At 69.3% G+C, this 23350-nt stretch carries 36 protein-coding genes and 1 pseudogene; 6 read left to right on the top strand and 31 right to left on the bottom strand.

Features of this window, described 5'->3' with window-relative positions; genetic code table 11:
* Positions 1 to 107: 107 nt before the first annotated feature.
* The 21 genes and pseudogenes from CR470_RS40225 to CR470_RS02005 form a co-directional block, all read right to left on the bottom strand.
* Positions 108 to 404 (bottom strand): annotated as a pseudogene (locus tag CR470_RS40225) (WhiB family transcriptional regulator); the annotation flags it as partial.
* On the bottom strand, positions 401 to 838 hold the full coding sequence (locus CR470_RS02100) for a hypothetical protein (RefSeq protein WP_097865859.1): 438 nt from the start codon (positions 836 to 838) through the stop codon (positions 401 to 403). The pseudogene CR470_RS40225 and the gene CR470_RS02100, both read right to left, overlap by 4 nt.
* A gap of 175 nt (positions 839 to 1013) precedes the next feature.
* Positions 1014 to 1361 (bottom strand): hypothetical protein, encoded by a 348-nt coding sequence (locus CR470_RS02090; RefSeq protein WP_097865857.1) that lies wholly within the window; start codon positions 1359 to 1361, stop codon positions 1014 to 1016.
* Entirely contained in the window at positions 1354 to 1725 is a 372-nt protein-coding gene (locus CR470_RS02085; protein WP_097865856.1) for a hypothetical protein, read from the bottom strand. The genes CR470_RS02090 and CR470_RS02085 overlap by 8 nt, the downstream gene beginning before the upstream one ends.
* Positions 1726 to 1855: 130 nt before the next feature.
* Complete coding sequence (locus tag CR470_RS02080; RefSeq protein WP_097865855.1) at positions 1856 to 2236, bottom strand: hypothetical protein; 381 nt, start codon at positions 2234 to 2236, stop codon at positions 1856 to 1858.
* Entirely contained in the window at positions 2233 to 2484 is a 252-nt protein-coding gene (locus CR470_RS02075; RefSeq protein ID WP_097865854.1) for a hypothetical protein, read from the bottom strand. Before CR470_RS02075 ends, CR470_RS02080 begins: the two co-directional genes overlap by 4 nt.
* A gap of 66 nt (positions 2485 to 2550) precedes the next feature.
* On the bottom strand, positions 2551 to 2700 hold the full coding sequence (locus CR470_RS39315) for a hypothetical protein (protein WP_179892103.1): 150 nt from the start codon (positions 2698 to 2700) through the stop codon (positions 2551 to 2553).
* Positions 2700 to 3137: a DUF6197 family protein gene (locus tag CR470_RS02070; RefSeq protein WP_097865853.1), complete on the bottom strand. Its 438-nt coding sequence runs from the start codon at positions 3135 to 3137 to the stop codon at positions 2700 to 2702. The genes CR470_RS39315 and CR470_RS02070 overlap by 1 nt, the downstream gene beginning before the upstream one ends.
* A 23-nt stretch (positions 3138 to 3160) precedes the next feature.
* Entirely contained in the window at positions 3161 to 3733 is a 573-nt protein-coding gene (locus CR470_RS39310; RefSeq protein WP_179892102.1) for a hypothetical protein, read from the bottom strand.
* Positions 3734 to 3815: 82 nt separating this feature from the next.
* Positions 3816 to 4238 (bottom strand): hypothetical protein, encoded by a 423-nt coding sequence (locus CR470_RS39305; RefSeq protein ID WP_179892101.1) that lies wholly within the window; start codon positions 4236 to 4238, stop codon positions 3816 to 3818.
* Positions 4239 to 4336: 98 nt separating this feature from the next.
* On the bottom strand, positions 4337 to 4594 hold the full coding sequence (locus tag CR470_RS02055) for a hypothetical protein (RefSeq protein ID WP_097865852.1): 258 nt from the start codon (positions 4592 to 4594) through the stop codon (positions 4337 to 4339).
* 133 nt (positions 4595 to 4727) lie between these two features.
* Positions 4728 to 5264, bottom strand: coding sequence for a hypothetical protein (locus CR470_RS02050; RefSeq protein ID WP_097865851.1), 537 nt, complete (start codon positions 5262 to 5264; stop codon positions 4728 to 4730).
* Positions 5265 to 5484: 220 nt separating this feature from the next.
* Positions 5485 to 5892 carry a hypothetical protein gene (locus tag CR470_RS02045; protein ID WP_097865850.1) on the bottom strand — a complete coding sequence of 136 codons (408 nt, stop codon included), beginning with the start codon at positions 5890 to 5892 and terminating at the stop codon, positions 5485 to 5487.
* Between the two features lie 645 nt (positions 5893 to 6537).
* Positions 6538 to 7683, bottom strand: coding sequence for a ParB/RepB/Spo0J family partition protein (locus CR470_RS02040; protein WP_097865849.1), 1146 nt, complete (start codon positions 7681 to 7683; stop codon positions 6538 to 6540).
* On the bottom strand, positions 7683 to 8411 hold the full coding sequence (locus CR470_RS02035; protein ID WP_179892100.1) for a ParA family protein: 729 nt from the start codon (positions 8409 to 8411) through the stop codon (positions 7683 to 7685). The genes CR470_RS02040 and CR470_RS02035 overlap by 1 nt, the downstream gene beginning before the upstream one ends.
* A gap of 118 nt (positions 8412 to 8529) precedes the next feature.
* Entirely contained in the window at positions 8530 to 9294 is a 765-nt protein-coding gene (locus CR470_RS02030; RefSeq protein WP_097865848.1) for a DciA family protein, read from the bottom strand.
* Positions 9291 to 9824 (bottom strand): hypothetical protein, encoded by a 534-nt coding sequence (locus CR470_RS02025; protein WP_097865847.1) that lies wholly within the window; start codon positions 9822 to 9824, stop codon positions 9291 to 9293. Before CR470_RS02025 ends, CR470_RS02030 begins: the two co-directional genes overlap by 4 nt.
* An 11-nt stretch (positions 9825 to 9835) precedes the next feature.
* Positions 9836 to 11089, bottom strand: coding sequence for a hypothetical protein (locus CR470_RS02020; protein WP_097865846.1), 1254 nt, complete (start codon positions 11087 to 11089; stop codon positions 9836 to 9838).
* Positions 11090 to 11469: 380 nt separating this feature from the next.
* Positions 11470 to 11742, bottom strand: coding sequence for a hypothetical protein (locus CR470_RS02015; RefSeq protein WP_097865845.1), 273 nt, complete (start codon positions 11740 to 11742; stop codon positions 11470 to 11472).
* Entirely contained in the window at positions 11739 to 12164 is a 426-nt protein-coding gene (locus tag CR470_RS02010) for a hypothetical protein (RefSeq protein WP_143663752.1), read from the bottom strand. Before CR470_RS02010 ends, CR470_RS02015 begins: the two co-directional genes overlap by 4 nt.
* A gap of 442 nt (positions 12165 to 12606) precedes the next feature.
* Complete coding sequence (locus tag CR470_RS02005; protein ID WP_097865843.1) at positions 12607 to 13038, bottom strand: hypothetical protein; 432 nt, start codon at positions 13036 to 13038, stop codon at positions 12607 to 12609.
* Between the two features lie 37 nt (positions 13039 to 13075).
* Between CR470_RS02005 and CR470_RS02000 the strand changes: the two genes are divergently transcribed.
* Positions 13076 to 13432 carry a hypothetical protein gene (locus CR470_RS02000; RefSeq protein WP_097865842.1) on the top strand — a complete coding sequence of 119 codons (357 nt, stop codon included), beginning with the start codon at positions 13076 to 13078 and terminating at the stop codon, positions 13430 to 13432.
* A gap of 35 nt (positions 13433 to 13467) precedes the next feature.
* On the opposite strand, the gene CR470_RS01995 is transcribed toward CR470_RS02000, so the two are convergent.
* The 5 genes from CR470_RS01995 to CR470_RS01975 all read right to left on the bottom strand — a co-directional run bounded on the left by CR470_RS01995 (position 13468) and on the right by CR470_RS01975 (position 17528).
* Positions 13468 to 14334 (bottom strand): hypothetical protein, encoded by an 867-nt coding sequence (locus CR470_RS01995; RefSeq protein ID WP_097865841.1) that lies wholly within the window; start codon positions 14332 to 14334, stop codon positions 13468 to 13470.
* The gene (locus CR470_RS01990) at positions 14331 to 14699 is read right to left on the bottom strand and encodes a hypothetical protein (protein WP_097865840.1); all 369 of its coding nucleotides are present in this window, start codon (positions 14697 to 14699) and stop codon (positions 14331 to 14333) included. Before CR470_RS01990 ends, CR470_RS01995 begins: the two co-directional genes overlap by 4 nt.
* A 230-nt stretch (positions 14700 to 14929) precedes the next feature.
* On the bottom strand, positions 14930 to 15940 hold the full coding sequence (locus tag CR470_RS01985) for a hypothetical protein (protein WP_097865839.1): 1011 nt from the start codon (positions 15938 to 15940) through the stop codon (positions 14930 to 14932).
* Positions 15940 to 16935 (bottom strand): ERF family protein, encoded by a 996-nt coding sequence (locus tag CR470_RS01980; protein WP_097865838.1) that lies wholly within the window; start codon positions 16933 to 16935, stop codon positions 15940 to 15942. The genes CR470_RS01985 and CR470_RS01980 overlap by 1 nt, the downstream gene beginning before the upstream one ends.
* Positions 16936 to 17015: 80 nt before the next feature.
* Positions 17016 to 17528 (bottom strand): hypothetical protein, encoded by a 513-nt coding sequence (locus CR470_RS01975; RefSeq protein ID WP_097865837.1) that lies wholly within the window; start codon positions 17526 to 17528, stop codon positions 17016 to 17018.
* A gap of 234 nt (positions 17529 to 17762) precedes the next feature.
* Here CR470_RS01975 and CR470_RS01970 point away from each other — a divergent pair, with 234 nt between their 5' ends.
* The 4 genes from CR470_RS01970 to CR470_RS01955 all read left to right on the top strand — a co-directional run bounded on the left by CR470_RS01970 (position 17763) and on the right by CR470_RS01955 (position 19050).
* A complete protein-coding gene (locus CR470_RS01970; RefSeq protein ID WP_097865836.1) occupies positions 17763 to 18161 on the top strand; it encodes a WYL domain-containing protein in 399 nt (132 codons plus the stop codon).
* 10 nt (positions 18162 to 18171) lie between these two features.
* Positions 18172 to 18459 (top strand): hypothetical protein, encoded by a 288-nt coding sequence (locus CR470_RS01965; RefSeq protein WP_097865835.1) that lies wholly within the window; start codon positions 18172 to 18174, stop codon positions 18457 to 18459.
* Between the two features lie 25 nt (positions 18460 to 18484).
* Positions 18485 to 18718 (top strand): hypothetical protein, encoded by a 234-nt coding sequence (locus tag CR470_RS01960; RefSeq protein ID WP_097865834.1) that lies wholly within the window; start codon positions 18485 to 18487, stop codon positions 18716 to 18718.
* Between the two features lie 125 nt (positions 18719 to 18843).
* Positions 18844 to 19050 (top strand): DUF6011 domain-containing protein, encoded by a 207-nt coding sequence (locus CR470_RS01955; protein ID WP_097865833.1) that lies wholly within the window; start codon positions 18844 to 18846, stop codon positions 19048 to 19050.
* A gap of 5 nt (positions 19051 to 19055) precedes the next feature.
* Here CR470_RS01955 and CR470_RS01950 read toward each other — a convergent pair whose 3' ends face one another.
* The 5 genes from CR470_RS01950 to CR470_RS39300 all read right to left on the bottom strand — a co-directional run bounded on the left by CR470_RS01950 (position 19056) and on the right by CR470_RS39300 (position 22939).
* Positions 19056 to 20129 (bottom strand): hypothetical protein, encoded by a 1074-nt coding sequence (locus tag CR470_RS01950; protein WP_143663751.1) that lies wholly within the window; start codon positions 20127 to 20129, stop codon positions 19056 to 19058.
* A gap of 32 nt (positions 20130 to 20161) precedes the next feature.
* Positions 20162 to 21223 (bottom strand): tyrosine-type recombinase/integrase, encoded by a 1062-nt coding sequence (locus CR470_RS01945; protein WP_257138347.1) that lies wholly within the window; start codon positions 21221 to 21223, stop codon positions 20162 to 20164.
* Positions 21224 to 21304: 81 nt separating this feature from the next.
* Positions 21305 to 21580 carry a hypothetical protein gene (locus tag CR470_RS01940; protein ID WP_097865831.1) on the bottom strand — a complete coding sequence of 92 codons (276 nt, stop codon included), beginning with the start codon at positions 21578 to 21580 and terminating at the stop codon, positions 21305 to 21307.
* Positions 21581 to 21701: 121 nt separating this feature from the next.
* Entirely contained in the window at positions 21702 to 22601 is a 900-nt protein-coding gene (locus CR470_RS01935) for a helix-turn-helix domain-containing protein (protein ID WP_107489436.1), read from the bottom strand.
* A 194-nt stretch (positions 22602 to 22795) separates the two neighbouring features.
* A complete protein-coding gene (locus tag CR470_RS39300) occupies positions 22796 to 22939 on the bottom strand; it encodes a hypothetical protein (RefSeq protein ID WP_179892099.1) in 144 nt (47 codons plus the stop codon).
* A gap of 102 nt (positions 22940 to 23041) precedes the next feature.
* Between CR470_RS39300 and CR470_RS01930 the strand changes: the two genes are divergently transcribed.
* Entirely contained in the window at positions 23042 to 23347 is a 306-nt protein-coding gene (locus CR470_RS01930; protein WP_097865829.1) for a hypothetical protein, read from the top strand.
* The last annotated feature ends 3 nt before the right edge of the window (positions 23348 to 23350 follow it).

Here is a 23350-nt window from a genome sequence, read left to right as displayed (position 1 = left end):
TTCGTCCCCAGCGCCCGGGCCACCTTGCCCACCCCGCCACCGGCCGCGACCGCAGCCCGAAACTCGGGCAGACGGTGCTGAATGATCTGCTCCGGCATGCCCGGCCCCCTGGTGTCGTACCGGCGGACCCGGCGGTGCATGGAGCGCCGCTCGTTCTCCGACAGGCCACCCCACACACCCGAGTCCTGCCGGGTCTCCAACGCCCAGTCCAGGCACTCCTGCCGAACCGGGCACCCGCCGCACACCAGCTTGGCCTCAGCGACCTGGGCGAGCGGCCGGTCCTCCGCCCGGCGGGGGAAGAACAGGTCGGGGTCGACGCTGGCGCAGGCGGCACTGAACCGCCAGTCCCGGCCGGACGCGGCATTCGTTGTGGCGCGGCACGTTTCGGTTTCGATGATGGTCATGACGGGTCTCCGGGCGGGTTGAGGAACGCGGTGTGGTCGGGTGCCAGCTGGTCGAGGTCGGTGATCCAGAGGACGAGTTGGGAGCCCTTGATGGGGGTGCCGAGTCGGGGGTCGGGGCCGAGGAGGTGGTGGTGGTTGTCGTCGGGGAGGATTCCGGCGTCTACGAGGCCGTCGACTACGGCTTTGACGGAGGGGGACCAGTTGCCGGGGTCGCGGCGGCGGGTCTTGGTGTCGGGGTGGATGACGTAGAAGATGTGGGCGCGTTGGAGGGCGGGGAGGTTGGCTGCACGGGCAGTGGCCCATGCGGTCTGGCGGAGGGCTTTGATGAGTTCGGTCTTCTTGCGGTAGTGGAGGTTCTGGTTGGCGTTGATGAGGAGGGTGTTGACGGGGAGTGCGAGCCGCCAGGTGTTGGGGCGGGTGAGGGTGGTGGTCACTGGCGGGCCTTCCTGTGCTTCTTGGGTTGGCTGGTGAGGTGCCATCCGTGGCAGTGGGGGCAGTGGTAGGCGCGCTTCTCTTGGCGTCGGGGGGAGTTGCTGGTGGTGACTCGGTGGAGGGCGAGCTTGGCTTCGAAGTCGTCGCGGAAGCGCTGTTTGCCGGTGGGGCAGGCCATCACGGCTCCCGGGTTTGGGTGATGGTGATGGTGAGGGGGACGGCTCCGTCGGCGGTGGGTGCGCAGGGGGTCCACTGGTTGTTGTTGAGGTGGGCGTGCCAGTGGTGGGCGCGGTCGGCGTACATGCGGCCGGGGAGGATCGCGTTCGCTTCGAGGACGAACGGGGTGGGCTGGTGGTGGCCGATTTGGCAGAGGTTGCCGTTCCAGATGCGCCAGCCGGGGTGGCTGGGGTGGGGCCGGCCGAGCTGGTTGTTGCCGTTCTCGGCGAGGACGAGGGCGTTGCGGTTCATCTGGGCGAGGGCGGCACCGAGGATCGCGATGTACGTCTGGTCGTGTGTCTCAGCCACGGGGGCCTCCGGCGCAGTCGGTCCACTCGCCGTAGTGCACCGTCCGCTGAACGAGGTGCACGACCGGGTACATGTCGCGGTAGCGGTCCGCTCGGGCGGCCGCCTCATCACGGCTCGCGGTCGGGGAGTGCACCTCGATGGCGGCCTGCTCCGTCGCGCGGAACGCGGTGCCGTACTCGATGACACCCGGGGCGGGGGCAGCGGCTTCGGCGAGGACTGCGCGGACGGCGTTCTTCAGTCCCTCGGTCTCGTCGGCGAAGTGGGGTTCGGCGTACGGGGTGATGGCGTACAGGGCGTCGTAGAGGGTGTCGGAGAGGGCGGTGATCTGCTCGTCGTCGAGGTGGGGGGTGGGCTGGGTGCTCATGGCTGGGGGTGCTCCTTCGTGTCTGGGGGGTTCGGGGTGGTGCCGTGGCCGTGCTGGGAGGCGCAGATCATGGCGATGGCGATGAATCCGAGCACGGCGGCAATGACAGCGGGTGCGGTGGGCGGCCAGATCACGTGGTGGTGGCCTCGTCTGCCATGCGGTCCAGGCGCTTCGCGATCTCCTGCGCGGAGTAGCCCTGGCGGCTGAGCTCGCGCCCAAGGTCGGCAGCTTCGTGCAGTACCTCGGAACGTGTCGGAGGAGTCGCGTCCGGGCCCTTCGACAAGGGCGGTCGTACGGCACCGCGCGACATCTTGTCGGCCATGCGGAAGAGGACCTCCGCGCGGGAGCGGCGCTCCTTGTTCGAGGAACCTTCCTCGCGCGCCTTCTTCTCCAGCCACGCGATGATCTGGGCGTCCCGCTCGGCGATAACCGCAAGGCGGTAGGCGTCGAGGAGTGGCCCAACCGGTGTTGCCCGGTCCCACAGGTTCTCGATGCTGTCGCGAGCGTTCATGCGGCGGTCTCCCAGTAGGTGTCGTTGGTGGTGATGTGGCGCTGCTCGGCGTCGATTTCGAGAACGCGGGCGGCGTAGCCGGTGACGTAGTGGACGTCGGGGTGCTGGTCGATGAGGTAGCTGAGGCGGACGGTGAGGACCTGGAGCGTGGTGCCGTCCTGGTGGTCGTCGTAGGCGTCGGCGCGGCCGGCGTAGTAGGCGGGGTCGTGGCCGCCGGTGAGGGCGGGGGCGATGGTCATGGTGGTCATGGGGGTGTCCTGTTCCGGTGTGGGGCCCGGGGTGCGATGGCCCCGGGCGGGCGACGGTCAGGTGGGCTAGTCGGCCTCGTAGGTGCGGGAGTCGACGGTGACGTCGCCCTTGTAGGCAGCTGCTGCGTCCTCGATCTCCTGGCGCATGGTGTCGACGTCGGCCTCGGTGAGGTTGGTGGCGGTGACGGTGATCGTGACGGCGATGCGGGTGTCCATCAGGCGGCGCTCCGTTCGGTCTGGTGGGGGAAGGCGGTGATGCTGTCGGCGGCCGTGGCGGCGCGGAGGAGCACGCCGATGACCTCGGGGTGGGTGGGTGCATCCGTGTCGGGGCGGGTGGGGCCGGCCCAGTTGCTGACGTGCTCGATGTGGTCGTCGCGCCCTGTGGCCGGGTCGGTGGACGGCTCGGTGGGGAGGACGGCGGAGACCATGCGGATGGCGTCCATGGCGGGCTCGCACACCTGGATCTGGAGGAGCGAGGCGTTCTCGTTAGTCAGGAAGCAGTTGGGGGTTTTGCCGGTGGTGGCGCGGAAAATCGCGGCGGTGATGTCGAGGCGCCCGTCGTGGGTGGCGAACTGCTTGCCGGTGTGGAGGCCGTAGTAGTTCAGGATGTGGGCGGTGGTGCGGAGGATGGTGCCGGTGCTGGATGCAGGCATGGCGGTCTCCCGAGTGGTGGAGGTCAGGCGTGGACGCGGGTGACGTGGCGGTGCAGCTCTTCTTCCGCAGACCCGTCATCGACGTGCCACACCGACGTCCGCCAGCCGCACGTACTGCACTTCCGGGACACCTCGGCGCTGGTCGTGGTGACAGATCGCGAGTACAGGCCGCCGCCAAACGGGCTGGTCTCGGAGGTGTAGCCGTGGCAGTTGGAGGCTTCGCAGGCGTACGGGTCGAAGACCGGGGCGAACGGGCGCCATTCGTCGTCCCGCGGGCACCGGCAGACGTCTTTGTAGGCGTTGCGGCGGGCCAGCATGCGGGCCTTGATTTGTGCGGTGGTGGGGCGTTCCCAGGTATGCAGTGCCTTGCCTGGCATCCAGCGCTTGCCGTGGACGTTCTGAGCGGTTCCGCACCAGCGGCATCCGAACGGGGTCGGCGGTTGTCCGTTGGGCCAACGGATGTGGCCGTGCAGCATGCCTGTGGTTGTGTCCTGGCGCCCGTAGCCAAGGAGGTGCTTGGTGGGGTCGGTGGGCATGGCGGTCTCCCGGGTGGTGAGGTTGGGGGTGTTCACCCGGCCCCGGGAGCTACTGCGCACCCATGGGGTGTGGTGCTCGACTCGGGGCCGGGGTTGGCCCGGTCCTGCCACGTCGCGGTTGGCAGGAGCGGGGGCCGGTGGGTTACTGCTCGTCGGTCGCGCGGTGCGCGTCGGTGCAGTGGGGGCACTGGATGCGGCCGAGGTTGTAGCCGGTGGACTGCCCGAAGGGGTGGGCGTCGGGGTCGTTGGCGTTGAAGATGCGGTCGCAGTCCCAGCAGTTGGGGCAGGCGCAGAGGGCGATCTCGCCTCCGGTGGGGAGGGGGATTCCGGCGGTGAGGGCGGCGCAGGTCATGGCCTGGCGGTAGTCGGTGTTGGTGCGGGCGTTGTCGGCCTGCTCCATGTGGTGGTCGAAGGCGTCCTGTGCGAGGGCGGTGAGGTCGGCGTAGTTGACGGTGGTGGCCCGGTTGGGGGCGTGCGTCATCACGGCGTGGCCCATGGCGGCCTCCTGGTTGGGGTGGTGGTCCGGTGGGGGTGTTCTCCCTTCCGGTGACACCACAGTACCCATTCTCGTATTGCTATGCAATACGTTCGGGGTGATGGCATGAGAAAGCCCCCACCCCCGGGGGAAAGGGGTGAGGGCTGGTCTCTGCGGGTGACGCCCAGTCAGGGCACGGTGCCGTTCACCCAGTCACGGTGAGCCATCAGGATGTCGGAGACGGACACGAGATCCCGCCGGCGCCCGGCGAAGGACAGCCGGCGCTCGACGTACATGGCCTCACCGCGGGCCTCCGCCTGGGCGATCCACCGGCGGATCGTTGACTCGGACGCGGGATGACCGGTGTCCTGGAGGAGGTCGTAGATGGCCGGCAGGGGCATCAGGTCGTTCGGTGCCGGGTGAGGGACGAAGTGCTCGACGGCCATGGTGCTCCCGGGGTCGGGCGGCCATCGTTCGCAGCTCCGGCGGCCGACACGGGGTGGGCTGGTGGGCCCGTGAGGGTTGTGCGTGATGAGGTTGTTGCGGGGGGTGCTGGTTGTTTGACCGTCGGGAGGGCGGTCAGGTTGCGCTGGTCTTCGTGGCGAATTGGCGGGCGACGTGGTGGTGGGCGAGCGTCTTGAGTGGCCAGGTGTGGGAGAGCCCGTCGTGGTCCACGCAGTACCGGTTGACGCAGGCGGCGCGGTGGGCGGCGGGCCGCCAGATGAGTCCCCAGCATCCGCAGCCGGGGCAGGGGTGCTTGCGGATGACGCTGGCGTCACCCATCTCGATGGCGTGCTCGAGGCCTTGTCGGTAGATCAGGGTCTCGCGGGCCTGCTGGCGTTGAGGCTCGAGGTCTGCGGTGTGCTGGCGTGCCCAGTCGTAGACGCGGGCGGCGTCCGCCGGGAGGGGGCCGGCGTCGGGCACGGCGGCGCGGGTGTGGGTTTCGACCTCGTACACAGCGGCGCGGATGCGGTCGATGACGGCGAGGTTGAGGGGTGCGGGTGATTCGGTGCGGGTGGCGGTGCGCCCGTCACCGGGCCCGCGTTGCTCAAGCTGGGTAAACTCCGCCTGGAGGAGCCGGAGTCTACGTTCGGTGGTGGTGTCGTCTCCCAGCATGGTGTCCCCGATCCCGTTGGAAACCGGCCGGGGGCGCGGGGCGTGCGGTGTGGGGCCGGGGCGCGCGCCGGTGGCCGGAGAGTGTGACTCCGGGTAGTTCCGGACGCCCATGATGGCACGTATTGGTCCCGTGTTGAACAGAAAGTGCTAAGTGATCAACGGGCTGTGTGTGACTGTGGTCGAGTCGCCACCCATCGAACCGCATTGGTGGTTGGCATATTCACAGCACGTCGGGGGTGTCTCGGAGGCCGCGCATCATGCCGGTCAGGGTCTGGTGTTCGTCCTCGCCGACAAGGTTCTCGGCGCGGGATCCGTCGATCATGAGCTGCACCAGGTCGAGGGTGGCCCGGTAGGTGTCGGCGGTCGTCTCGTCGGTCAGGGTGGCGCCGCGGGCGAGGAACCATGCTTCGGCGGTTTCGGCGAGGCGCTGCTGAGGGCTGTCTGGGGCGACGACGCGTTCCGGCAGGGCGGGCTGCGGGGTGCGGCGGCCGCGCCCGGTGCGGGTGGTGCGCCGGCCGAACGGGATGACCCGGTTGGACGTATCGCCAGGCGGGCGCGTGGTGTCGGGGCCTGGGGGCCCGGGTGTGTGGTGGCCCGTGGTGGGGGCGGGCTCGACTGATGAGGGCATGGGGCGTCTCCGCTCCTCCGGCATTGGGAAGGGCGACCACACGATCGCAGTCCGTGCGGCCTCCCCCGGCTGGCTGCCGGTGGCCTATACCGGGGGATGTTCACTGTGACACTGATTTGGCCACGTGGGTAAGGCAGGTCTGGATTTTGATACCGGTGCGCCCCTGCTGGGGTAGGGTCCCGGCCAGTCCTTGGTCAGGTGTCCGGGAGGGTCGTGCTGCTGTCTGGGTGTGGGCATGAGGAAGCCCCCGCGGTCGGGGGCTGGTGCTTTCGCCGACGCCAGCTTCCGGTCTTGCGGGGGCTTGAGACCTCACGGGGCATGCCCATCAGATGATGGCGATTGTAGACCTCGGCTCTCGTCAGCGGAATGCGTTGGGCAAGGTTCCTGGTGAGAGCTGGGGCAGGGGCAGGGGTGCTGCGAACCCGGGCGGGGGCGCCCCTGCCCCTGCTGCCGTACCCGGTTTGGGCGCACGGCGTTTCCAGCCAAGTCACGACCGGCCGCAGGTGGGAAGGGGCGGGTCGTGGAGTCACTCGGACGTGTGACCGAAAAACCCCGGCAAGGTGCCGGAATGCGACCGAAACCGACCGCACACGAAACCGGCCCCGCCCGCACCGTGATGGTGAGGGCGGGGCCGGTTCTGTTGGGTCAGGCGGAACGGCTTGTAGCCGCCTCGAGGAGTCGCTCGGTCAGGTTTTGCAGTGCTGCTCGGGGGAGTTCGGCGATGACGATGTCCGCGAGCTGCTGCCAGTCGTGCGTCGGCAGCTGCTGCACCCGGACAGAGGGCTCAGCGGCTACGGACTGCCGAATGGGTCCTGTCGGTCTCACTGCGGGCGTGGCAACGTTGAGTGGGGCCTCTGATGGTGTTGGAGTCGGCGAGGGTGCCGTCTCCCGTTGAACCGGAAGAGCGGCCGGGGCCGGGTCCGGTGTCGGGGCGGGGCTGCTCTGCTCCGGCTCGACGCGCTGCGGAATGCCCGGGTCCGGGGCCGGTGCCACACCAACCGGTTTTACGGCCGTAAAACTCGGTGGCATCGGAGCGGCCTGAGCGGCGGCCTTTCGCTCCGCAGCGCGGGCCGCCTTCTTCGCCGCCGCCTTCTTCGCTCGCTCCTGCTGTTCGTCCTCCCACCACTGCAACTGGTCCGAGGCGGACCACTGGTAGTCCTTGACGAGCTTGCCGAGCTTGCGTGCCGCGTCGAGCGGCATGCTCTGGCGGCGCACGAGCTCCTGCGCTTCGGGGGCGAGGCGGAGCAGGATCCGGCGTTGCGATACCCAGCCGTCGACCCGTTCGTAGTGCTCGGCCACTGCCCGGGCGGTGCCGAACGCTTCGACGAGGACCTCGACGGCGTTGGCTTCCTCGATGGCGTCGAAGTTCTGCCGGTCGATGTTCTCCGAGACGACCGCGTCGAGGAACGTCTTGCGGGACTCGGCGTACCCGTCGTTGATGACGCACTCGAGCGCCGGCAGGTCTACGGCGCTGGCTCCGCGGTAGCGGCGCTCCCCGCTGACGATGACGACGTCGACGTTGCCGATTCCGTCTTTGTGGTCGGGCCAGAGGTTGAGGTACGCCTTGCGGGTCACGACGGGGACGGCCTGGATTTGTCGGCGCTTCAGGCTGCGCCCGAAGTCCTTGAGGTCGTCTTCGGTGCCGAAGTCTTTCCGCGGGTTCACGAGGTTCGGCGAGATGCGGCCGAGGGGGACACGGAGGAGCCGGCCGTCGGCCCGGGTGTCGATGACGTGGTCGGGGGCGTCGTCGTCCTCGAGGAAGTCGTCGAACTCGTTGGGGTTCATCGCCATCAGAGGGTCGCCTGCTTCTGGCGGCGGATCTGGTGCTCGAGGGCGAGGGCGACGAAGTCCTGCTTGGCCTTGGTGGCGGTGTGGTTGGACTCGTACTGGGTGCAGAAGCGTCCGTTGGTGATGCCGCGGGTGTGGGGCTTGTAGTGGCGGAGCGTCGTGTTGTAGAGGTTCCAGCCGCGCTTCTTGACCATGCTGATGGTCCGGTCGCGGTCGATCTCGCCGTCGCGGGGATCCCAGTTGTTGACGACGACGCCGTAGGGGATCTGCCGGGGCATGAGGACGCGTTCGATGGTGGTGCGGGTGGGGCGGAAGGCGGACCCTTCGGCTTCGAGGGGGACGATGACGTCGTCGGCTACGTCGAGGACGGCGCGGAGGGCGTCTCCGACGGTGCCGTCGCCGAGGGGGTCGATCGAGTCGTCGTCTTCCTCTTCCTCGTTGAGGGGCATGAAGCCGGGGGTGTCGACGATGACGAAGTCGGCCTTGGCGCGTCGGAGCTTGCGGAGCTGCTCGACGTTGCGGCTGGCGTTGACGACGCGGAAGGGGACTTCGCGGCCCTGCTTCCGGACTTCTTCGGCGTGCTCGACGCTGGTGGCCTGGGGGTCTATCGACACGACGGCGACGGACTGGTCTTCGCCGACGATCTCGGCGAGGACGGCGGCCAGGTTGACGGTGATGAGCGATTTGCCCACTCCGCCCTTCCTGTTCAAGAGCACAGTGATGTAGGGCATGTGGTTCTCTCCGAATACTTCCCGATGTTCCGGTACTCCGGACTGGGGGCAGTCTGTCAGACCGGTCGGGTGTCTTCGGAGAGGGCTCTGGGCGGGGCGAGTTTTACGGCCGTAAAACTCAGGCGACGTCGAAGACGCGTCGTACGGGCGCGGTGTGGCCGCCGGTGTGCTTGTGGGCGATGGCGGCTTGGCGGGCGCGTTCGGAGTCGGACAGCTGCGGGCCGGCTGCTTCCTCGGCCGCGACAACGGCGTCGGCGAACTGGCCCTCGGGCTCGCGGGCCATCGCCTGGTTCTGCCGCTCGATCGCCGCAGCGGCCTTCGGGTTGACCGTGGGCTTCTCGGCTCGGCGGATCGCGGCGAGGGCTTCCTTGTACCCGTCGCACGCTGTGTCCCGGGTGCGGATGGGGCGTTGCACGGTGGGTCGGCCGGGCGCGGCCGCCGCGGGGGTGGCGGTGATGGGGCCGACGGGCAGGGGCCGGATGGTGCGGACGACCTGGCGGCCGAGCTGGTCGTTGATGCGCTTGGCGATCTGTCCGCCGAGGAGGCGGAGGTGGGCGGCGTAGGCATGGGTGGCGGGGCGGAGGTCGAGGCGTCCTCGGTCGGGGTCGTAGGCGACAGGTTCGACGTGGCCGACGAGTTCGGGGCACAGGGCGGCCCACCGGTCGGTGATGCTTCCGGCGGAGAGGGAGAGTTCCCAGCCTTGTTCGGTGTTGAGGTGGCCGAGGAGTCCGCTGAGGCCGACGGGGTCGCGGCCGGCGCCTCGGTTTGCACGCCGGGCGCGGTGGCGGGGTTTGGGGGCGCCTTGTCTGGGTGCGGTGGCTTTGTAGGCGGCGAGGGCCTGGCGGGCGAGGTCCGCCCCGGCAGCCGTCTTCGGCTGGGTCACGAGCGGTCTCCCTTACGGACGACGTCCCAGGCTCGGTGGTAAACGGCGGCGTCGCTGCGACGGGCGTCGAACTCAATGGCGCATTCGCCAGAGCAGAACGGGCGCGGCTCCATACGCACGTGGACGAGTTCGTGGGTGGAGTAGGCAGCCAGGCTGGTGGTGCACTCCGGGCATCGTTCGGCATCGTCGGCTAGCTGCGCGCGTGACTGCCTAAGTGCGGGGGACAGCTCCCGGGACGCCTTCTCCATGGCCGCGAGGTTCGGGTCGGCGGTGCCAGCGGCCTCAGGTGCGGTCAGGCGGGCGGCTTCTCGGTGAAGTGCACGCACGACCCCTTCGACTACCTCGGTCAGTGAACTGCCCGGAGTGGCTGTGGCGGTGACGATGCGGGCGGCCTGGAGGAGAGCCTGCGCGTGAAGGGCGTCGGTGAGGGTGTCGGGGGTCTCGGACAGGTTCGCAGCCTCGGAGAAGCTGATGTTCTCGCTGACCGTGTTGCGTACGGCGGTGAGGTTGGCGTCCTCGTGCTTGGGCATGCGGGCTCCTGTCAGATGTGGGTGAGGGTGCTGTTGTTGGCGCGGGCGTCCCGGCCGACGGCGTAGGTGCAGAGCTTGGTGCCGTAGAGGTCGAGGGCGTCGTCGGGGTCGTCGGCGTAGTGGCGGGCGACCTCGGGCCAGTCGTTCCAGTTGAGGCGGGCGCGGAGCCGGTCCTCGTTGGTGTACCTGTCGGCCGGAATCTCCTCGAGCTCCGGGGCAGCGTCAGCGGGGATCAGGGCGAACAGCGCTTCAAGGGAGGCCCGGTTGCGGGCGACGGTGGAGTCCTCGTACGCCACGGTGTGCGCCGAGTCGAGGGGGATGTCCTCGAGCTGGTCGGCGTCGGCGGTGCGGAGGGCGGCAGCGAGGACGCGGTGGGGCTGGTGGGGGTTCCAGGCGTATCCGGCGGCGTGCTGGTGGCCGGTCTCGACGGTGAACCGTACGGCCTGGTCCTCGGTCCACTGCTGCTCGCCCATGTCGGCGCAGATCCACCGGAGCTGGTCGTGGGTGGCGCGGCGGGTCCACGGAACGGCGCGGCGGATGGCGTGGGCGAGGCGGTCTCCGAGGCGCATGCCGGTCGCGGTGACCGTGTTGCCGAGGATCGTGGCCCGCTTCTTGCTGCCGCTGTTGGTTTTGGCCGTCCGGGAGGGGGGGCTGGGGGTGGTTTGCTGCCGCGTCGCGGTAGTAGTTACACCCCCCACCATCTGAACCTGAACCCCATAGGTGGCTGGGGTAAGGGAAGGGGTCGCAAGAGATCGTTTAGCGGGGTTATCCACAGGGCCCGAAAGGGAGTTGTCCACAGCCGATTCGGCCCCATTCGCACCCCCGGCAACGGCGGTCTCCTGGCGGACCGCGATGGCCCGCGCCTCGTACCCCTCGCCGAGGACGCGGTGGCCCATGGCGTGGTCGTAGGCGGCCGGGATCGTCGCGGCGTACACGGTGGCGGTGGCTGCGTACCCGGGGCGGCCGAGGATGCGCTTGATGTTGCTGCGGGAGCCGTGCTGCGCCCACACGAGAGCGCCGAGCTGACGGAGGTACTTCACGTGCCGGGCGACGCTGGACCGGTCAAGGTCGAGCCGTACGGCCATGTCCTCGAGTCCGTAGCGGACGTGCCCCGTGCTGTAGTCCATGCGCTTGGCGAGGTCCTGGGCGACGGCGAGGGTGGTGTGGTTGGCCTTGGGGTGGAGGCCGGCGGCGATAAGCCACTCGACGGAGCGGAGCCAGTTCCGGGGGCCGGTGTGCCGGGAGGTGGTGGTGCCGACCTCCATGGCGGTGGCACTGACGGGCGCCCACGGGGCCAGGGTGGGGCACTGGGTGCCGAGTTCTGGGGTGGACTTTTGCCGCGAATCGCCATCGTTTGCGCGCTCAAGCTGACAAGCAGGTGCGTCGTACTGCACTATGTACCCGTCCTCTTCTTGGGATGGATGAAAGCGAGAGCCCCGATGGGGTCCTCGTGAATGGGTGGGAACCCAGTAGTCGCTCGACCTGATCGGCCCCGGTCGCCAAACCGGAAGTCGGAAGTCGGGCCTTAGCTCGGTCGCCAAACCGAGCCGTAGGAAGTGGCCGCGCACGATGCGCCAACATCAGCGGCCAGCGGTAGAGGAAGTGCCCCCGCCAAGGGGCCCAGGACCTCCCGCTTAGAAGATCGCTAGGTCACCTGATCCCCCTTGCTGGGCGAGGTCTGCTCCTGTGCCTGCTTGGCCAGGAAGTCTTGGATGCGGAGTTCGACGTGCCTCTCGACGCCGATCATCGCGAGGTTGAGGTCGAAGTCCGTGCGATCCCTGTGGCTGTGGCCGTGGATGATCGCGCCGAGGAGGTCGCGCAGTTCCTCGGTTGTCATCGGCACGTCTTCGCCGCCGAGGGTTGCGATTTGGGCTTCGAGTCGCTGGTAGCGCTGCTGCGCTGCAGGGTCGAGGGTCATCGCTCGCCCTCCGGCCAGTCGCAACCCTCAGGGATGGCCGCAGAGACGGGCGGCAGACCAGCCTCCTGTCGCATGGCCTTGGTCCGCATCAGTGCGTTCATCTCTGCCGCGCGCTCGCGGGCCTGCTCACGCATCTGGTTGCGGATCACTCCGGTGGCCACGTCCAGGGCGGCGTCGGCTACACAGTCCACGCAGGCCCAGTCGGTGACGCGCTGGAAGTGGTAGGCGGCGGGCGAGTCTCGGAAAGCCCGGAACCACAGTCGGTCGCCCGTGACGATGCAGGTGCCGATGGTCTCACCGCGACCACAGAGGCAGTCTCCACCTGGGAGGCCGTGCGCCTCGGTGGTGTCAGGGCTGCTGTTGGTCGGCTGAGCAGCGACGTGCGGCACTGTCCGGCGAAGCTGCCGGACGGCGGCGGTCACGCGACGTGGTTGGTAGTGGCGACAGGGCCCGCGTGCGTCGGCGGTGTGATCTTCACGCCGGAACTGCGGGGCCTACTGTCTGCGGGGCATGATTCCCGGGTACGCTTCGCCATGTCGGCACCTTCGTCGTTGTTGTGTGTCGGCCGGCCGTAGGAGTCTTCAGGGACTGTCTGCGGCACCGGCCTCGCGTCGATCCCGGTTACCAGCCGGGGGAGCGAGGCCGTTCTATTTGTCTGTGCACACCCGGGACCTGAGTGGTCGTCTGGCGTCAAGCGCAGCCTACCCGTTCCTCTCGCCACTTGTCTGCCTCCTTGCTGATCGTGTTGTTCATCCGACTTGTCGTCAGGTATGCGGCTCATCGCACAGCCGTACGGGCCAGGGGCGCTGTCCTATACTTTTGCGACTTTAATAACGTGATCTTGCTGAGCTTCCCCGGTACCCCTCAAGAAGCCCTGGCCAGCAAAAAGGAAGGAAGAGAAGAGTCGCCAACGACGGCCCCGTCCAGTCGGATCGGGTGGACGTCCCCGGTGGTGTCACCGCCCGGGGGTTCGTCGGCGGTTGCGTCCGTACGGCGTCCGGCGCGGCCGACCCTGGCGGCCAGGCCGCAGTCCGGGCAGCGGCAGCCGAGCACGTTGTACCGGTACTCGTCGTGCGGTACTCCCTCCCGCCGTACCTTCGCCCCCACGGCCTTCGCTTCGTCGAGCAGGGTGGCGAACTCGGGGTCGGTGCGGGCGTGCCGGGTGGGCACGGCCCGGTTGATGCCCAGGTGTTCGGCGGCGTCCCCCAGCCGCATCCCGTGGTGTACGAGGTCGAGGTAGGCGGTCTGGGCGGGGGGCGCGAACACGGCGGGCCGGCCGCGGCGGGGGGCGGTCACCAGTGCCCCCGTCCCGCGCCGTGGTGTCGTCCTCGTCATGCCCGGCGGGGTGCTCGCCGTCGGCGGGGTGCCGGGGCGGGTGCAGGGTCGCGGACCGTGCGGCCAGACGTCCCATCGCCACGAACCCGGCCCCGTCGAGGGCGGCCTGGAGACGGTCCAGGGCGTCCCTCGTCCACGTGGGTCGTACGGACAGCTGCCCGGCCCGGTACCCGACCGCCAGCGCCGCGTCCCACACCTGCTGCACGGCGGCGGGGTCCTGGTCGGGGAAGAGGGCGGCGGGGAGCTTGCGGGGTGTGCCGGCGGCTTCGAGGTGGCCGTGGGCGATGAGGCCGGCGATGTAGTCGCCGGAGGTCTGGCACCGGTCGGCGAGGGCACGGTCGACGTGGGCCGGTGACGAGGCGTCGGCCGCCGCGGTGGTGGTGGGCTGGTTCATGCTGCGGGCTCCAGGGCTCGGGTAGGGGCCGGGGCGACCAGCGCCACCGGGAAGAGAGGCACCGCGACGTACCGCACGCGCAGCCGGGTGTCGGTGGCCGGCGGCTTCCGGCGTCGGGTGCGCGGCCGCGGGATGAGGGCGGTCAACGGCATGTCCGGGGCTATCCGCCGCTGGCGCACACCGTCCGTCGTAGGAGCTGCGGCGACAGGCCACAGCCCGTCCCACACCACCCCGGCCGCCGACGGCAGCAACCCCCGCAGGACCGCGACCGTAAGGAGTTCGTCGCGGGTCGCGGTCTCCTTGTCCAGGTCGAGGAGAGAGCACAGGGCGCTGCGGTGCCAGTTGCACGTCCGCAGGTCCATACCGGCACGGTGTGCCACCCGTACGTCCGCCACCTCGGCGGCCAGGGCGAGCAGGACCGCGACCTTCTGCGGAGTGCGGGCGTCGGCCAGATCCCGCACAGGCGCCACGGCGGTGGCGGCCTCCACGTGCTTGCGTTCGATGAGTGCCTTGTGCCGGGCCAGCGCCTTCTGCCCGCCCATGACCCCTTCCGGCTCGACGAGGTGCTCGACCTGCCGGCCGTTCGCATCGACCTCCACGGTGGTGGTGTTGGCGTAGGTGCGGCACAGCGCCAGCACCGGGCACCTGCCGCAAATCTGCAGGGCGGTCTTCTCCCGGTCCAGGCGAGTCTTCTGCGCCTCCGCACCGTCACCCGTGTACGGGCCCCACGCGTCCAGCGGCACATCAGGGTCCCCCGCGGACATGCCCGGGGTGTCAGGGTCGGGGGCGCACCCGCGGTACCGGTAGTGCCGGTCGTCCACCAGGCGCTGCCGGGCGGCAATCGCATCGACGGTCGTGGTCATGGGGTGTCCCCTTCCTGCGGGTTGTGGTGTGTGGTGCGGGCCAGCTCGGCGGCCACCACCTCGTCGGCGGCGGCCATGACCGCCAGGTCGTCCAGGAACCGGGCTGTGAACTCCTCCGCGGCCCGCTGCTCGGCGACCGCGCGGGCGACCCTGGCCCGGAACGCCTCCATGTCCCGGTGGTGCGTGGCATCGGTCAGCAGTGCGGCGGCACGCTCCGACCGCAGGAGCCGCCGCAACCGGTGCATCTGCCACCAGACCCGGCCGGCGCCCGCCAGGACGACGAGCACCGCGGCCATCGCGGTGTACTGCTGGGTGGTGGTCATGGTCATCGCCTCCTCTCCGGGGCTCCGGTACAGCTGGGTCATGGGTCGAGTCATCGCGGCCCAGATTCGGACAACGGGGGGACGCCGGGCCGGTCGGGCATTCGGTCCGACCAGTGCCGCCACGCGGCCACACCGAACGGCGCCGACAGCAGCAGAGAGACGGACAGGTACAGCAGGACAACGCCCATGGCGGGCCTCCCAACAGGTGATGGAGACGACTTCGGCCGGCCCCGGGGTGGGACCGGCCGGTGATGCAGTGGCTGAACAGGCGGCTAGGACGCCTCCGCGCGGCTTCCTGTCAGCCGGTACCGGCGATCCGCGGCAGCGTTGGCACCGCGGCACTCCTCGCAGGACTCGCCGCGGCGCAGATGCTGCCGGTACATGCGTGCCTCGCCACACTTCGGGGGCTCCCACGTCAGCACCGGCCGTTCTGTCGGTGCTGAACCGTTGGCGCTTGCGCGCGCCGTTCTCGACAGTGCCTGCGCGACACCGTTCTTCGAGATGCCGAGACGATCCGCGGCGGCCTGCCGGTCGTAGCCGAAGCTCTCCATCAGCCAGGTGGCGTCCTCGGCGATCGCTTCAGTCCGCGTGACCTGCTCGCCCAGGTCCGGTACCGCGGCCGGGTCGTCGATGGTGTCGTCGTCCCACGCGCCGACCGGAGCCCACCCCAGGCGGGCGGCGTGCTTCCGGGTCTCGGTGTACGCCTGAACGTCGACACCGTGCATACGCGGGTCGGACTTCCACCACTGGTCGTACAAGCCCTGGACCGTGAGGGCCGTACGGACAATGACCCGCGGGCGAAGCATCAAGGCCGCCATGTTGGAGGTTCGCTGCCCCAGAGCCTCAGCAATCCGCTCCACAGGCCACCCGGCGACCATCAGGGCCTGAAGCCTCCGGTGGGTACCGGCCGCGTTGATGGGGGTGGTGGGGCCCATCAGTTCCAGTGAATGCTCCAAAGCCAGGACCGCCGCCGCGAACTCCGGGCGCACCCGCTCCTGCGGGCCCGTACCCCGTTCTGGCCGGCCAGTCAGGACCGCTTGCAGCCTCTTCCTGTCCACGCCGACGGCTTCGGCTATGCGGCGCAGGCCGATACCGCACGACTGAAGGTTCTGGAGGTGCTGCCGGACGGGCTCGGCGTCAACGAACGGCTGCCACGTTCCGTAGGCGATGGCCCGGGCGCGGGCCTCGACGTACTGGGACACCTCCCACGCGCAGGTGTAACAGCGGCACTTGTCCAGCTTGTACCGCGCGTACCCGTGCTCCCGCTCCTGAGAGGCGGTCATCAGGCGGCGCTCCTCTCGTGGGTGTCGGTGTGCCCGTTCCGCTCGGCCTGCCGAGCCTGCTCCTTGAGCTCCTGTACGCGGGCCGTCACCATGTCGCCGAACTGGACCATGCCGCCGGTCGGACCGTCGACCTCCCGGAGCAGCTGATTTCGGCGCCCCGCCTCCGCAAGGACCTTCGTGAGCTCCGTGGCGTCGTTCCACCCGCGCTGCACCTGGCCGACGAGGTTGTCGATCGGGTCCGGGCCAGCACCGTGCTCGGCAGCCACCTGCGCGGCCGCCACCGGAGCCTCCTGCGCCTGGCGCTCCTCCCGGGCCGCCAACTCGTCCTTGAGCTGCCGGCCGCGGGACACGATCAGATCCCCAAGCGTCGTCTCCCCATCCGGGCCCTGCACCGCCGAACCCAAGAGGCCGTCACCCTTCGCCTCCGCGTGCATCGCGGTCAGCGCCGTCACGTTGTTCCACACCGTGGGCTTCCGCAGCCGCTCCAGGTACGCGTCCGCCGGTGACCGCTGGCCCACTGGGTGGTCCCGGTCTCCGTCGTCGAGCGACCCTGCGTCGACCGGGATCATGAACGTCTGCATCAGGGCGTACTTCAGCGCCGCGGACATTGCCTTGTTCGACGCCTTGTCCGCCGTGTCGGACGCCTCGCCCAGGGTGCTGGTGGTGACCTTGTCGCCGGCCGGGCCGTGGAAGTGGAACGCGACCCGCATGTGGACGGCGTTCATCTTTCCGCGGACCGAGGTCTGGAAGTCGAGGATCTCCGTCATCATGAACACGCCGTGGTCACGGAGCGGCTGGGCGAGGGCGCCGATGAAGTCGTCGACACCACGGAACTTGTACTTCTGGTGGTCGTTGAAGCCGTTCTTGCCGACGTCGCGGACGTCGCGCATGACCAGGGCCATGAGCTGGTAGATGCTGGGGACTGCCTGGTTTTGGGTGTGCGAGGTGGGGCCCTCCGCCGTGACGCTGGCGGGGGCCTCGGTGGCCGTGGCCATGAGGTCTCCTATGGGGTTATCGCTGTGCGGGGGCAGGCCCGGGTGTCGGCGTCCGAACCCACCCCGTCACGGGGTGGGCACTACCTACTGGCCCCGGTGAACTCCCGGATCAGCCAGCCAGTGATGACATGCGAAGCGCGCGGCGCCCAGCCCAGCTCGGCGGCCACGTCCTTACCGTGCTTCTCCGCCCGGGCCCGCAGGTCGGCGTTAACCCGAAGATTCAGGTTCACCTTCACCTCGCCCGAACCATGTGCGGCGCGAACCGGGCGGTCCGGAGTGAACCGGCCAGCGCAAAACTCCTCCAGCGCCTTGTGCGCCTCCGCTGTCAAATCCCGACCCTGCTGACGGGCCGTCGACTTGATCTGGTCCCGGACGGGGCGCGGCATCGCCATCGGCAGGTTCGGGTCGAGGTCACCCTCGGCGGCCTGCGTGTGCATGCGCTCCAACCTCAGTCGGCCGATGAACGCGAGACCGTCCATGGACAGGACGTAGTCAACGCTGTCCGCGAGCTGTGGGGCACCGGTGGTACGGAGGTGCTGGGCGGCTTCGGTGAGGTCGTTGACGCGCTTCTGGTCTTCGGGGCGGAGTGCCACGGGGCGGGGTCCTCTCGGCGACGCGCGCCGATCGGACCGGGGGCGGCCAGGCGGGCGCGTGATGGGGGTGTGTGCCACGCCAGTGTCCTCCTTTTTGTAGTGCGTACGCCACAGCTGTTGGGCTTGCGGGTACTCCAGGCGGTTCCTGGTGTGACCACCGTACCCCATTCCTATTGCGTACGCCATGGAATATAGGTACTGTCTTCACAACACCACGAGACGCGGGGGCACAAGATGCGACACACCAACCAGCAGACCAGCACCAAGACCCTCACCGACCTGTACCGAGCCCTGGACCGCGCCGAAGCCGTCACCATCACCTACCTCGACCAGGACGGCACCGAGTCCATCCGGACGATCGAGCCGTATGACATCCGCACCACGAAGTCCGGCCGCATCGAGGTCCGCGCCATGTGCCGCCTCCGGGGAGAGGCCCGGGGCTTCCTGGTCCACAAGATCGTCAGCTACACCCTGCACCGCATGGCGTTCGTCCTGGACCGCCCGGAGGCAACGACCCCGGCGGGTGCGGTCATCGTGGTGCGTAGCCCCGCACAACTCATCGCCCGCGAACTCGGCCGGGACTACCTCCCGAGCCGCCGCATCGACCAGACTCACACCAGCCTCGCCGCATAAGGAGAACACCATGCTCACCCTGCACCCCATGACCGGCGGCATCCGCGACGGACGGCACCAGCAGTACCCGACACCCCACATCGAGCCCCGCCCGGTTGAGAGCGAGTCGGCAGCCGAAGAGGCCGCCATCCGGCTCTTCAGCGCCTACGGCTCCATCAGCTACCTGGCCCTGACCGATGAGGGCGGGGAGCAGGTTCGGGAGTACCGTCGCGGCCACTTCTTCCAGGCCAAGTCGCCCCTGCGATATGCCCGCCTCCGTGTTGCCGCGCAGGACGCCAGCGCCACTCGGGGCGCCTGACCCCGTGAACGCCGAAGGAGAAGCCATGCTCGCCGTCTCGGAACGTGTCCCCGGCTACGGCCGCACCCCCGACCAGACCGTCTGGCACAAGCCCGCCCCCGGCCACCGGTGCACCGGGGAATGCGACTTCCACCCCATCGCGTGCAGCAAGGAAGAGGGGATCGTAGCGCCCGGGCCGAAGCAGGACGTGCCGGTCCGGCTGGTGAAGGAGAACGAGCGCTGGTGCCCGGACTGCCTCGCACTCCACCGGGCCGCCTGACCCCGTGAACGCCGAAGGCCACCGCCCCGTTTGGGTGGTGGCCTCGCTCACGGGCACAACCGTGAGATCACGGCGATTGTAGACCGCACCTCGCACCAGCCGCCACCACACCGGACACTGAACCCATGGCCCGCACCCACCGGAACCAGCAGCCCACCCTCATCAACGACCCCGCAACCGGCTACCGACACCGGTACTGCCGACGCTGCGGACGCCCGCTGACCGCGCTCAGCTCACGCCTGAACGGATGGGGGCCGGACTGCGATCCCGCCCGCCGGCCACAAGCCGCCGCACCCCACGAAGTCGACCAGGACACCATCCCCGGCACCTGACCCGCTCACACCCCGGGCGGGTCCAGCAGCGGCACCACGTCCACCGACCGGCGCACCTGCTCCATCGTCGTCGGCAACGGCTCCCACCCATGCGACGCGGCCATCACCCAGTTCAACGCCGTGATCCCCCGCGCATACGCCTGCCTGAGCCCCTGTGGACGCAGCGGGATCCCGATCGGCCCCGCCTTCGACGGCGTCAACGTCACCCACAACGCTGTCCGCTGCCCCGTCAACGGCACATCCTCCGACACCAGCAGCTCCCGCACGGCCAGCCACCGGCGCACCGCCACCCGGGACCCCTCCCGCAGCTCGAACCACTCCACCTCCGGCACCGGCGGCAACGCCGCGGCAGCCTCCAGGACCCGGGCCTCCGTCGCCAACGACCGGTCATGCCCCAACCCGGACAACACCTTCGTCACGGTCGACGGGTGCAGCCCTGTCACCGCGGCAACCTCCCCGGCCCGAGCCTCGTCCCGCCGCTGGGCCCGCCGGCGCACCCCCACCGCCGCCACCCCCGGTGCCAGGTCCGACAACGTCTGCGCGGCCATCTCCCCCGACCGCAGCCCCGCATCCAGCAGCACCGCCACCATCGCCAACGTCCGCGCCCGGTCTTCCGGCGACAGGGCCGTCCCGTCCCGCACCAACGGCCCTGTCGCCGCCAGATCCACCATCCCCCGATACAAGGCGGCCAACGACCGGTCATCCACCGTCGACTTCAGCACAGGCGCCTCCAGCTCCGGCAACCGCACCCGCCGACCCGCAGGCAGCACCCGGCCAGCCAGAACCTCCAAGCAGTTCCGCACCACCCGCAGCGTGGTCACCGGCAGCGGTTTCCCGATGTCCTTCTCCCAATGCCGCAGTTCCCCGGCGGCCGCCAGCTCCCAGAACGGGCGTAGCGCCGCCCACGTGAACAACTGGGCTGCTGACCGGGACGCCCTGCCCGGCATCTCGTCCCGGCCCACCGCCCGGTCGAACATGCCGACGACCATCCGCAACTGCCGCAGTCGGCTGTCGGACACCGTGCCGGTCATGCCGTCCACCACCGCGGACAGCTGCCGCACCGACGCCGCCTCGTACACCTTCGGGGTCACGTCGGCTCCACTCGTAGGCATCAGGTCAGTCCCGCGGAGGCATTGTCGTCCCATTCGTCAGCCGTTCGCATGTACCCGAGCATCTCGCGGCTGTTGGGAGCCCATCCACCCTGGCGGGAGATGGAGACAGCGTCCTTGCCCTTCCTGCGTCCCTCGGTCGCGAGGCCGGCGCGCAGAGAGTGGCCGGTCCAGACGATCGGGACCTGGGCGCGGGCGGAGATCCGCTTGATGGCACGGGTGACGCCGTCCGGACCGAGGCCTCCCGTTACCTTTCCCCAGCGGCTGATGGCGACGAAGGCCGGCGTGGAGGGGGCGGCCCACTTCGACCCGTGCTCGGCGACGAGCTGCTCGCGGTAGGCGATCCAAGCCCGTACCGGGCAGAGTTCAGGTGTCTGCGAGTACGGGATCTTCGCTTCCCGTACGGAGTACCGCGTTTTGCCGGTGAGGACGGAGACGACCATGCCGCGCGGCTGCACCGTGATGTCACCGGCCAGCAGTCCTGCCGGTTCGGAGGCGCGCGAGGCGAAGTTGAAGCCGGTGAGCACGAGGGCCTTGTCCCTGAGCCCGGTCAGGTCGGGCGGGCAGGCGCGGACAATCATGCTCAACCCATCGACGCTGGCGGCCACTGCCTTGCCGCGGCCCCGACGTTCACCCGCCTTGAGGAGTTGCACGGCCAGGCCGTCGAGGGCGTCGCGGGCTTCAGCAAATACGTCCTTGCTCACCGGGTGGCCCCGCTGGCGCAACCCCACAGCGGTGGCCGCCAGGTGGGTCTTGGCGGCGGTGGGTGCGTAGCCGGTGCCGTCCTGTCGGCCCTCGCGGAGCATCCAGACGGCGAAGGCGACGAGGGAGCCGCGGGTTCCTTCGGTGAGGGGGAAGTTCTGGGACACGCAGAACCGTTTCCACACGCGCCAGGACTTGGCGTAGGTGTCGATCGTGTTGTCGGGGGTGATCTCGCGCGCAACTGCGTCGGCGAGGTTCTCCGCGTCGACCAGCCGGCGGGCAGTGTCGACGCCGTGTCGTTCGGCCCAGCGGAGCGTGAGCGCCTCGTCGGACTCCGGGATGGGTGCGGGGGCGTTTCCCACGCGATCCTCCTGAGTGATCGGATAACGAAAGGTTATCCGAGGTGAGACGCAACGGTCCGCCTGCTCAGGTGCGACGCTGGCTCAGCCGTCCAGAGCTCCGCAGGTGCACTGCGACCGCAGCCACTCGCGGTTGGGAGAACTCTCCACCCAGTCCACCTGGTCCACGACATCCTTCAGGGTGACGGTCTCCCAATTCGGGAGCTCGGCAAGGTGGGCGAGCGCGTCGGTCAGCATCATCGCCGAGATCCGGTCTCCGCCCGGGTCGGGCGGGTCCTGGAGGAGGAGTCCGGTCGTGGCCACGGCGAACCGGAGCCAGTGAGTCGGGTAGAGCGGGCACGTAGCAGCGTGCTGGACCATGGAACCCTCACGAATCAGGCTAAGTGGACGCAAGTGAGCTTATCGCGGGTCCGCATCCGGAGGTCGCCGCCGTTTCTGCTGTGTGCGCGATCCTAAGGATCGCCCCGATTCGCGGCCAGGCTCAACGGGAGCGCTGAAAGCGGAACCCGCCCTCCCGGAGCACGCGCCGGAGGGTCGGATCGCTGATGCCGTACGCCTTGGCCAGATCAGTCAGCTTCTCACCCGAATTGGCTCTCTCAAGGATCTCGTGCTCCGGCAGGCCTTTTCGAGGAGCGCCACGTCCACGGAGCGCCACACCTGCGTCCTTCAGTACCTTGGTAACGGTGGGGTGAGCCATTCCATTGCGGCGCGCTAGCTCCTGGATGCTTACCCCTCGTTCGTAGGCGGCAACGATCTCGGCGTCTGTCTGACGAGTCTTCTCGCCCGAGTTGGGACCTCGGACACCTCGAACGGCTGCCTGCATGACGGCTCGCGACACACTGAACCGTTCCGCGAGTTCGAGGGTGCTGGCACCTTGCTCGCGCAGCCTGCGGGCCTCCTCCTTCTGCTCGCTGCTGAGCGAGGGGGCGTACCCGGTCGACCTCGTCTCCACGCCCTGCTCGGCCAGCACACGCCGGATCGGGTCAGGAGTAACGCCGTAGACGGCGGCGATCGCGCGAAGTGTCTTACCCGAGCGATAGGCGTCGGCGATCTCCTTCGCTGGCAGGTCAAGCGCAGGGGGCTTAGCGGGCCGCCTCTCGACGCCAGCATCTATGAGAATCCGGCGGATCTTCGTCGTGTCGACGCCGTATGCCTCGGCGAGGGCAACGATGGTCTGACCGCTCCGGTACTTCGCGACCACCTCCTCGGCTTCCGTGAACGGCTTCCATGGGCCTCGCGGCCGCCGTTCCTCCGCAGGGACGGCCTTGAGGACGGTGGGGCGGGAAACGCCGTACCGCTCAGCGATCTCTACGGTCCTGACCCCTTGGGCGTACAGGGCGCGGACTTCCTCGACCTGCTCATCGGTCAGCGCTCGCGGCATGATGCTGTGCCCCACCCTTTACATTTCGTCGACCTTAATAGTGTAGAGGGGGAATTGGAAAAGTTCCCGCCGCCAGGCCCGTTCCTCCCGCGCCCGCTGCTGCTTCTTCGACCACGACCGGTCCGGGCAGTCCACCCCCGCCGGGCCACGACAGTACGGGCACCACGGCGACGACCAGGCGCCCAGCATCCGCGTCACGGGAACAGCAGCCGGGACAGCGGGGCCGGCCGGGCGCCCGGTTCGCGCGGCCGCTCCGGCGGGTCGGGTGGTTCGCCGGGGTGCGCGGTGTCGTCGGGGCTGGGCGCCTCGACCTCGCGGGGAGTCGAGTCAGTGCTCATGGTTCAAGGGTGCGCCCGATGGGGCGAGTTGCTGCCCCCGACCGCCCCACATTCTTGAAAAGTGACTATGAATGCCAACCAAGAAGCGCTACCTTGGTCTGCATGACGAAGAGCCTCCCCCGCCTCATCCCCACCGGCAAGTGTTTCTGCGGCTGCGGCACCGACATCGGCCTCGGCAGCTTCTTCGCCCGAGGCCACGACAAGGTCGCCGAAGCCGCCCTCATCGCCGTCGAATACGGCGGCTCCGTCGCCCAGATGCTCCACGCCAAGGGCTTCGGCCCCAGCCACTCCGTCACCCACAAAGCACGCGAAGACGCCGGGTGGGAAGAGTGCGAGCGATGCGGCTACATCGGAGCACCGGCCAGCATGCGCAACCACGAGAAGAAGCCCCACAAGAGCGACCAGTGAGGA

Origin of the sequence: Streptomyces sp. rh34, assembly GCF_002551245.1 — a bacterium.
Lineage (GTDB): Bacteria > Actinomycetota > Actinomycetes > Streptomycetales > Streptomycetaceae > Streptomyces.
The sequence above is the reverse complement of the archived record's forward strand: the minus strand, read 5'-3'. Positions and strand labels throughout refer to the sequence as shown.

Coding starts and splice junctions, on each gene's coding strand:
- CR470_RS02045 (WP_097865850.1), bottom strand. CDS start 5,892: ATGCCCTCATCAGTCGAGCCCGCCCCCACCACGGGCCACCACACACCC.
- CR470_RS01990 (WP_097865840.1), bottom strand. CDS start 14,699: ATGACCCAGCTGTACCGGAGCCCCGGAGAGGAGGCGATGACCATGACC.
- CR470_RS01940 (WP_097865831.1), bottom strand. CDS start 21,580: ATGGTCCAGCACGCTGCTACGTGCCCGCTCTACCCGACTCACTGGCTC.
- CR470_RS02035 (WP_179892100.1), bottom strand. CDS start 8,411: ATGCCCTACATCACTGTGCTCTTGAACAGGAAGGGCGGAGTGGGCAAA.
- CR470_RS01965 (WP_097865835.1), top strand. CDS start 18,172: ATGCTCACCCTGCACCCCATGACCGGCGGCATCCGCGACGGACGGCAC.
- CR470_RS01980 (WP_097865838.1), bottom strand. CDS start 16,935: ATGGCCACGGCCACCGAGGCCCCCGCCAGCGTCACGGCGGAGGGCCCC.
- CR470_RS02085 (WP_097865856.1), bottom strand. CDS start 1,725: ATGAGCACCCAGCCCACCCCCCACCTCGACGACGAGCAGATCACCGCC.
- CR470_RS01995 (WP_097865841.1), bottom strand. CDS start 14,334: ATGACCACGACCGTCGATGCGATTGCCGCCCGGCAGCGCCTGGTGGAC.
- CR470_RS01960 (WP_097865834.1), top strand. CDS start 18,485: ATGCTCGCCGTCTCGGAACGTGTCCCCGGCTACGGCCGCACCCCCGAC.
- CR470_RS01930 (WP_097865829.1), top strand. CDS start 23,042: ATGACGAAGAGCCTCCCCCGCCTCATCCCCACCGGCAAGTGTTTCTGC.
- CR470_RS02070 (WP_097865853.1), bottom strand. CDS start 3,137: ATGCCTGCATCCAGCACCGGCACCATCCTCCGCACCACCGCCCACATC.
- CR470_RS02040 (WP_097865849.1), bottom strand. CDS start 7,683: ATGGCGATGAACCCCAACGAGTTCGACGACTTCCTCGAGGACGACGAC.
- CR470_RS01985 (WP_097865839.1), bottom strand. CDS start 15,940: ATGACCGCCTCTCAGGAGCGGGAGCACGGGTACGCGCGGTACAAGCTG.
- CR470_RS02050 (WP_097865851.1), bottom strand. CDS start 5,264: ATGCTGGGAGACGACACCACCACCGAACGTAGACTCCGGCTCCTCCAG.
- CR470_RS01955 (WP_097865833.1), top strand. CDS start 18,844: ATGGCCCGCACCCACCGGAACCAGCAGCCCACCCTCATCAACGACCCC.
- CR470_RS01935 (WP_107489436.1), bottom strand. CDS start 22,601: ATGCCGCGAGCGCTGACCGATGAGCAGGTCGAGGAAGTCCGCGCCCTG.
- CR470_RS01970 (WP_097865836.1), top strand. CDS start 17,763: ATGCGACACACCAACCAGCAGACCAGCACCAAGACCCTCACCGACCTG.
- CR470_RS02025 (WP_097865847.1), bottom strand. CDS start 9,824: ATGCCCAAGCACGAGGACGCCAACCTCACCGCCGTACGCAACACGGTC.
- CR470_RS02000 (WP_097865842.1), top strand. CDS start 13,076: ATGCCCGGCGGGGTGCTCGCCGTCGGCGGGGTGCCGGGGCGGGTGCAG.
- CR470_RS39315 (WP_179892103.1), bottom strand. CDS start 2,700: ATGGACACCCGCATCGCCGTCACGATCACCGTCACCGCCACCAACCTC.
- CR470_RS39300 (WP_179892099.1), bottom strand. CDS start 22,939: ATGAGCACTGACTCGACTCCCCGCGAGGTCGAGGCGCCCAGCCCCGAC.
- CR470_RS02075 (WP_097865854.1), bottom strand. CDS start 2,484: ATGACCACCATGACCATCGCCCCCGCCCTCACCGGCGGCCACGACCCC.
- CR470_RS39305 (WP_179892101.1), bottom strand. CDS start 4,238: ATGGGTACTGTGGTGTCACCGGAAGGGAGAACACCCCCACCGGACCAC.
- CR470_RS02015 (WP_097865845.1), bottom strand. CDS start 11,742: ATGACCCTCGACCCTGCAGCGCAGCAGCGCTACCAGCGACTCGAAGCC.
- CR470_RS02020 (WP_097865846.1), bottom strand. CDS start 11,089: ATGGAGGTCGGCACCACCACCTCCCGGCACACCGGCCCCCGGAACTGG.
- CR470_RS02080 (WP_097865855.1), bottom strand. CDS start 2,236: ATGAACGCTCGCGACAGCATCGAGAACCTGTGGGACCGGGCAACACCG.
- CR470_RS02055 (WP_097865852.1), bottom strand. CDS start 4,594: ATGGCCGTCGAGCACTTCGTCCCTCACCCGGCACCGAACGACCTGATG.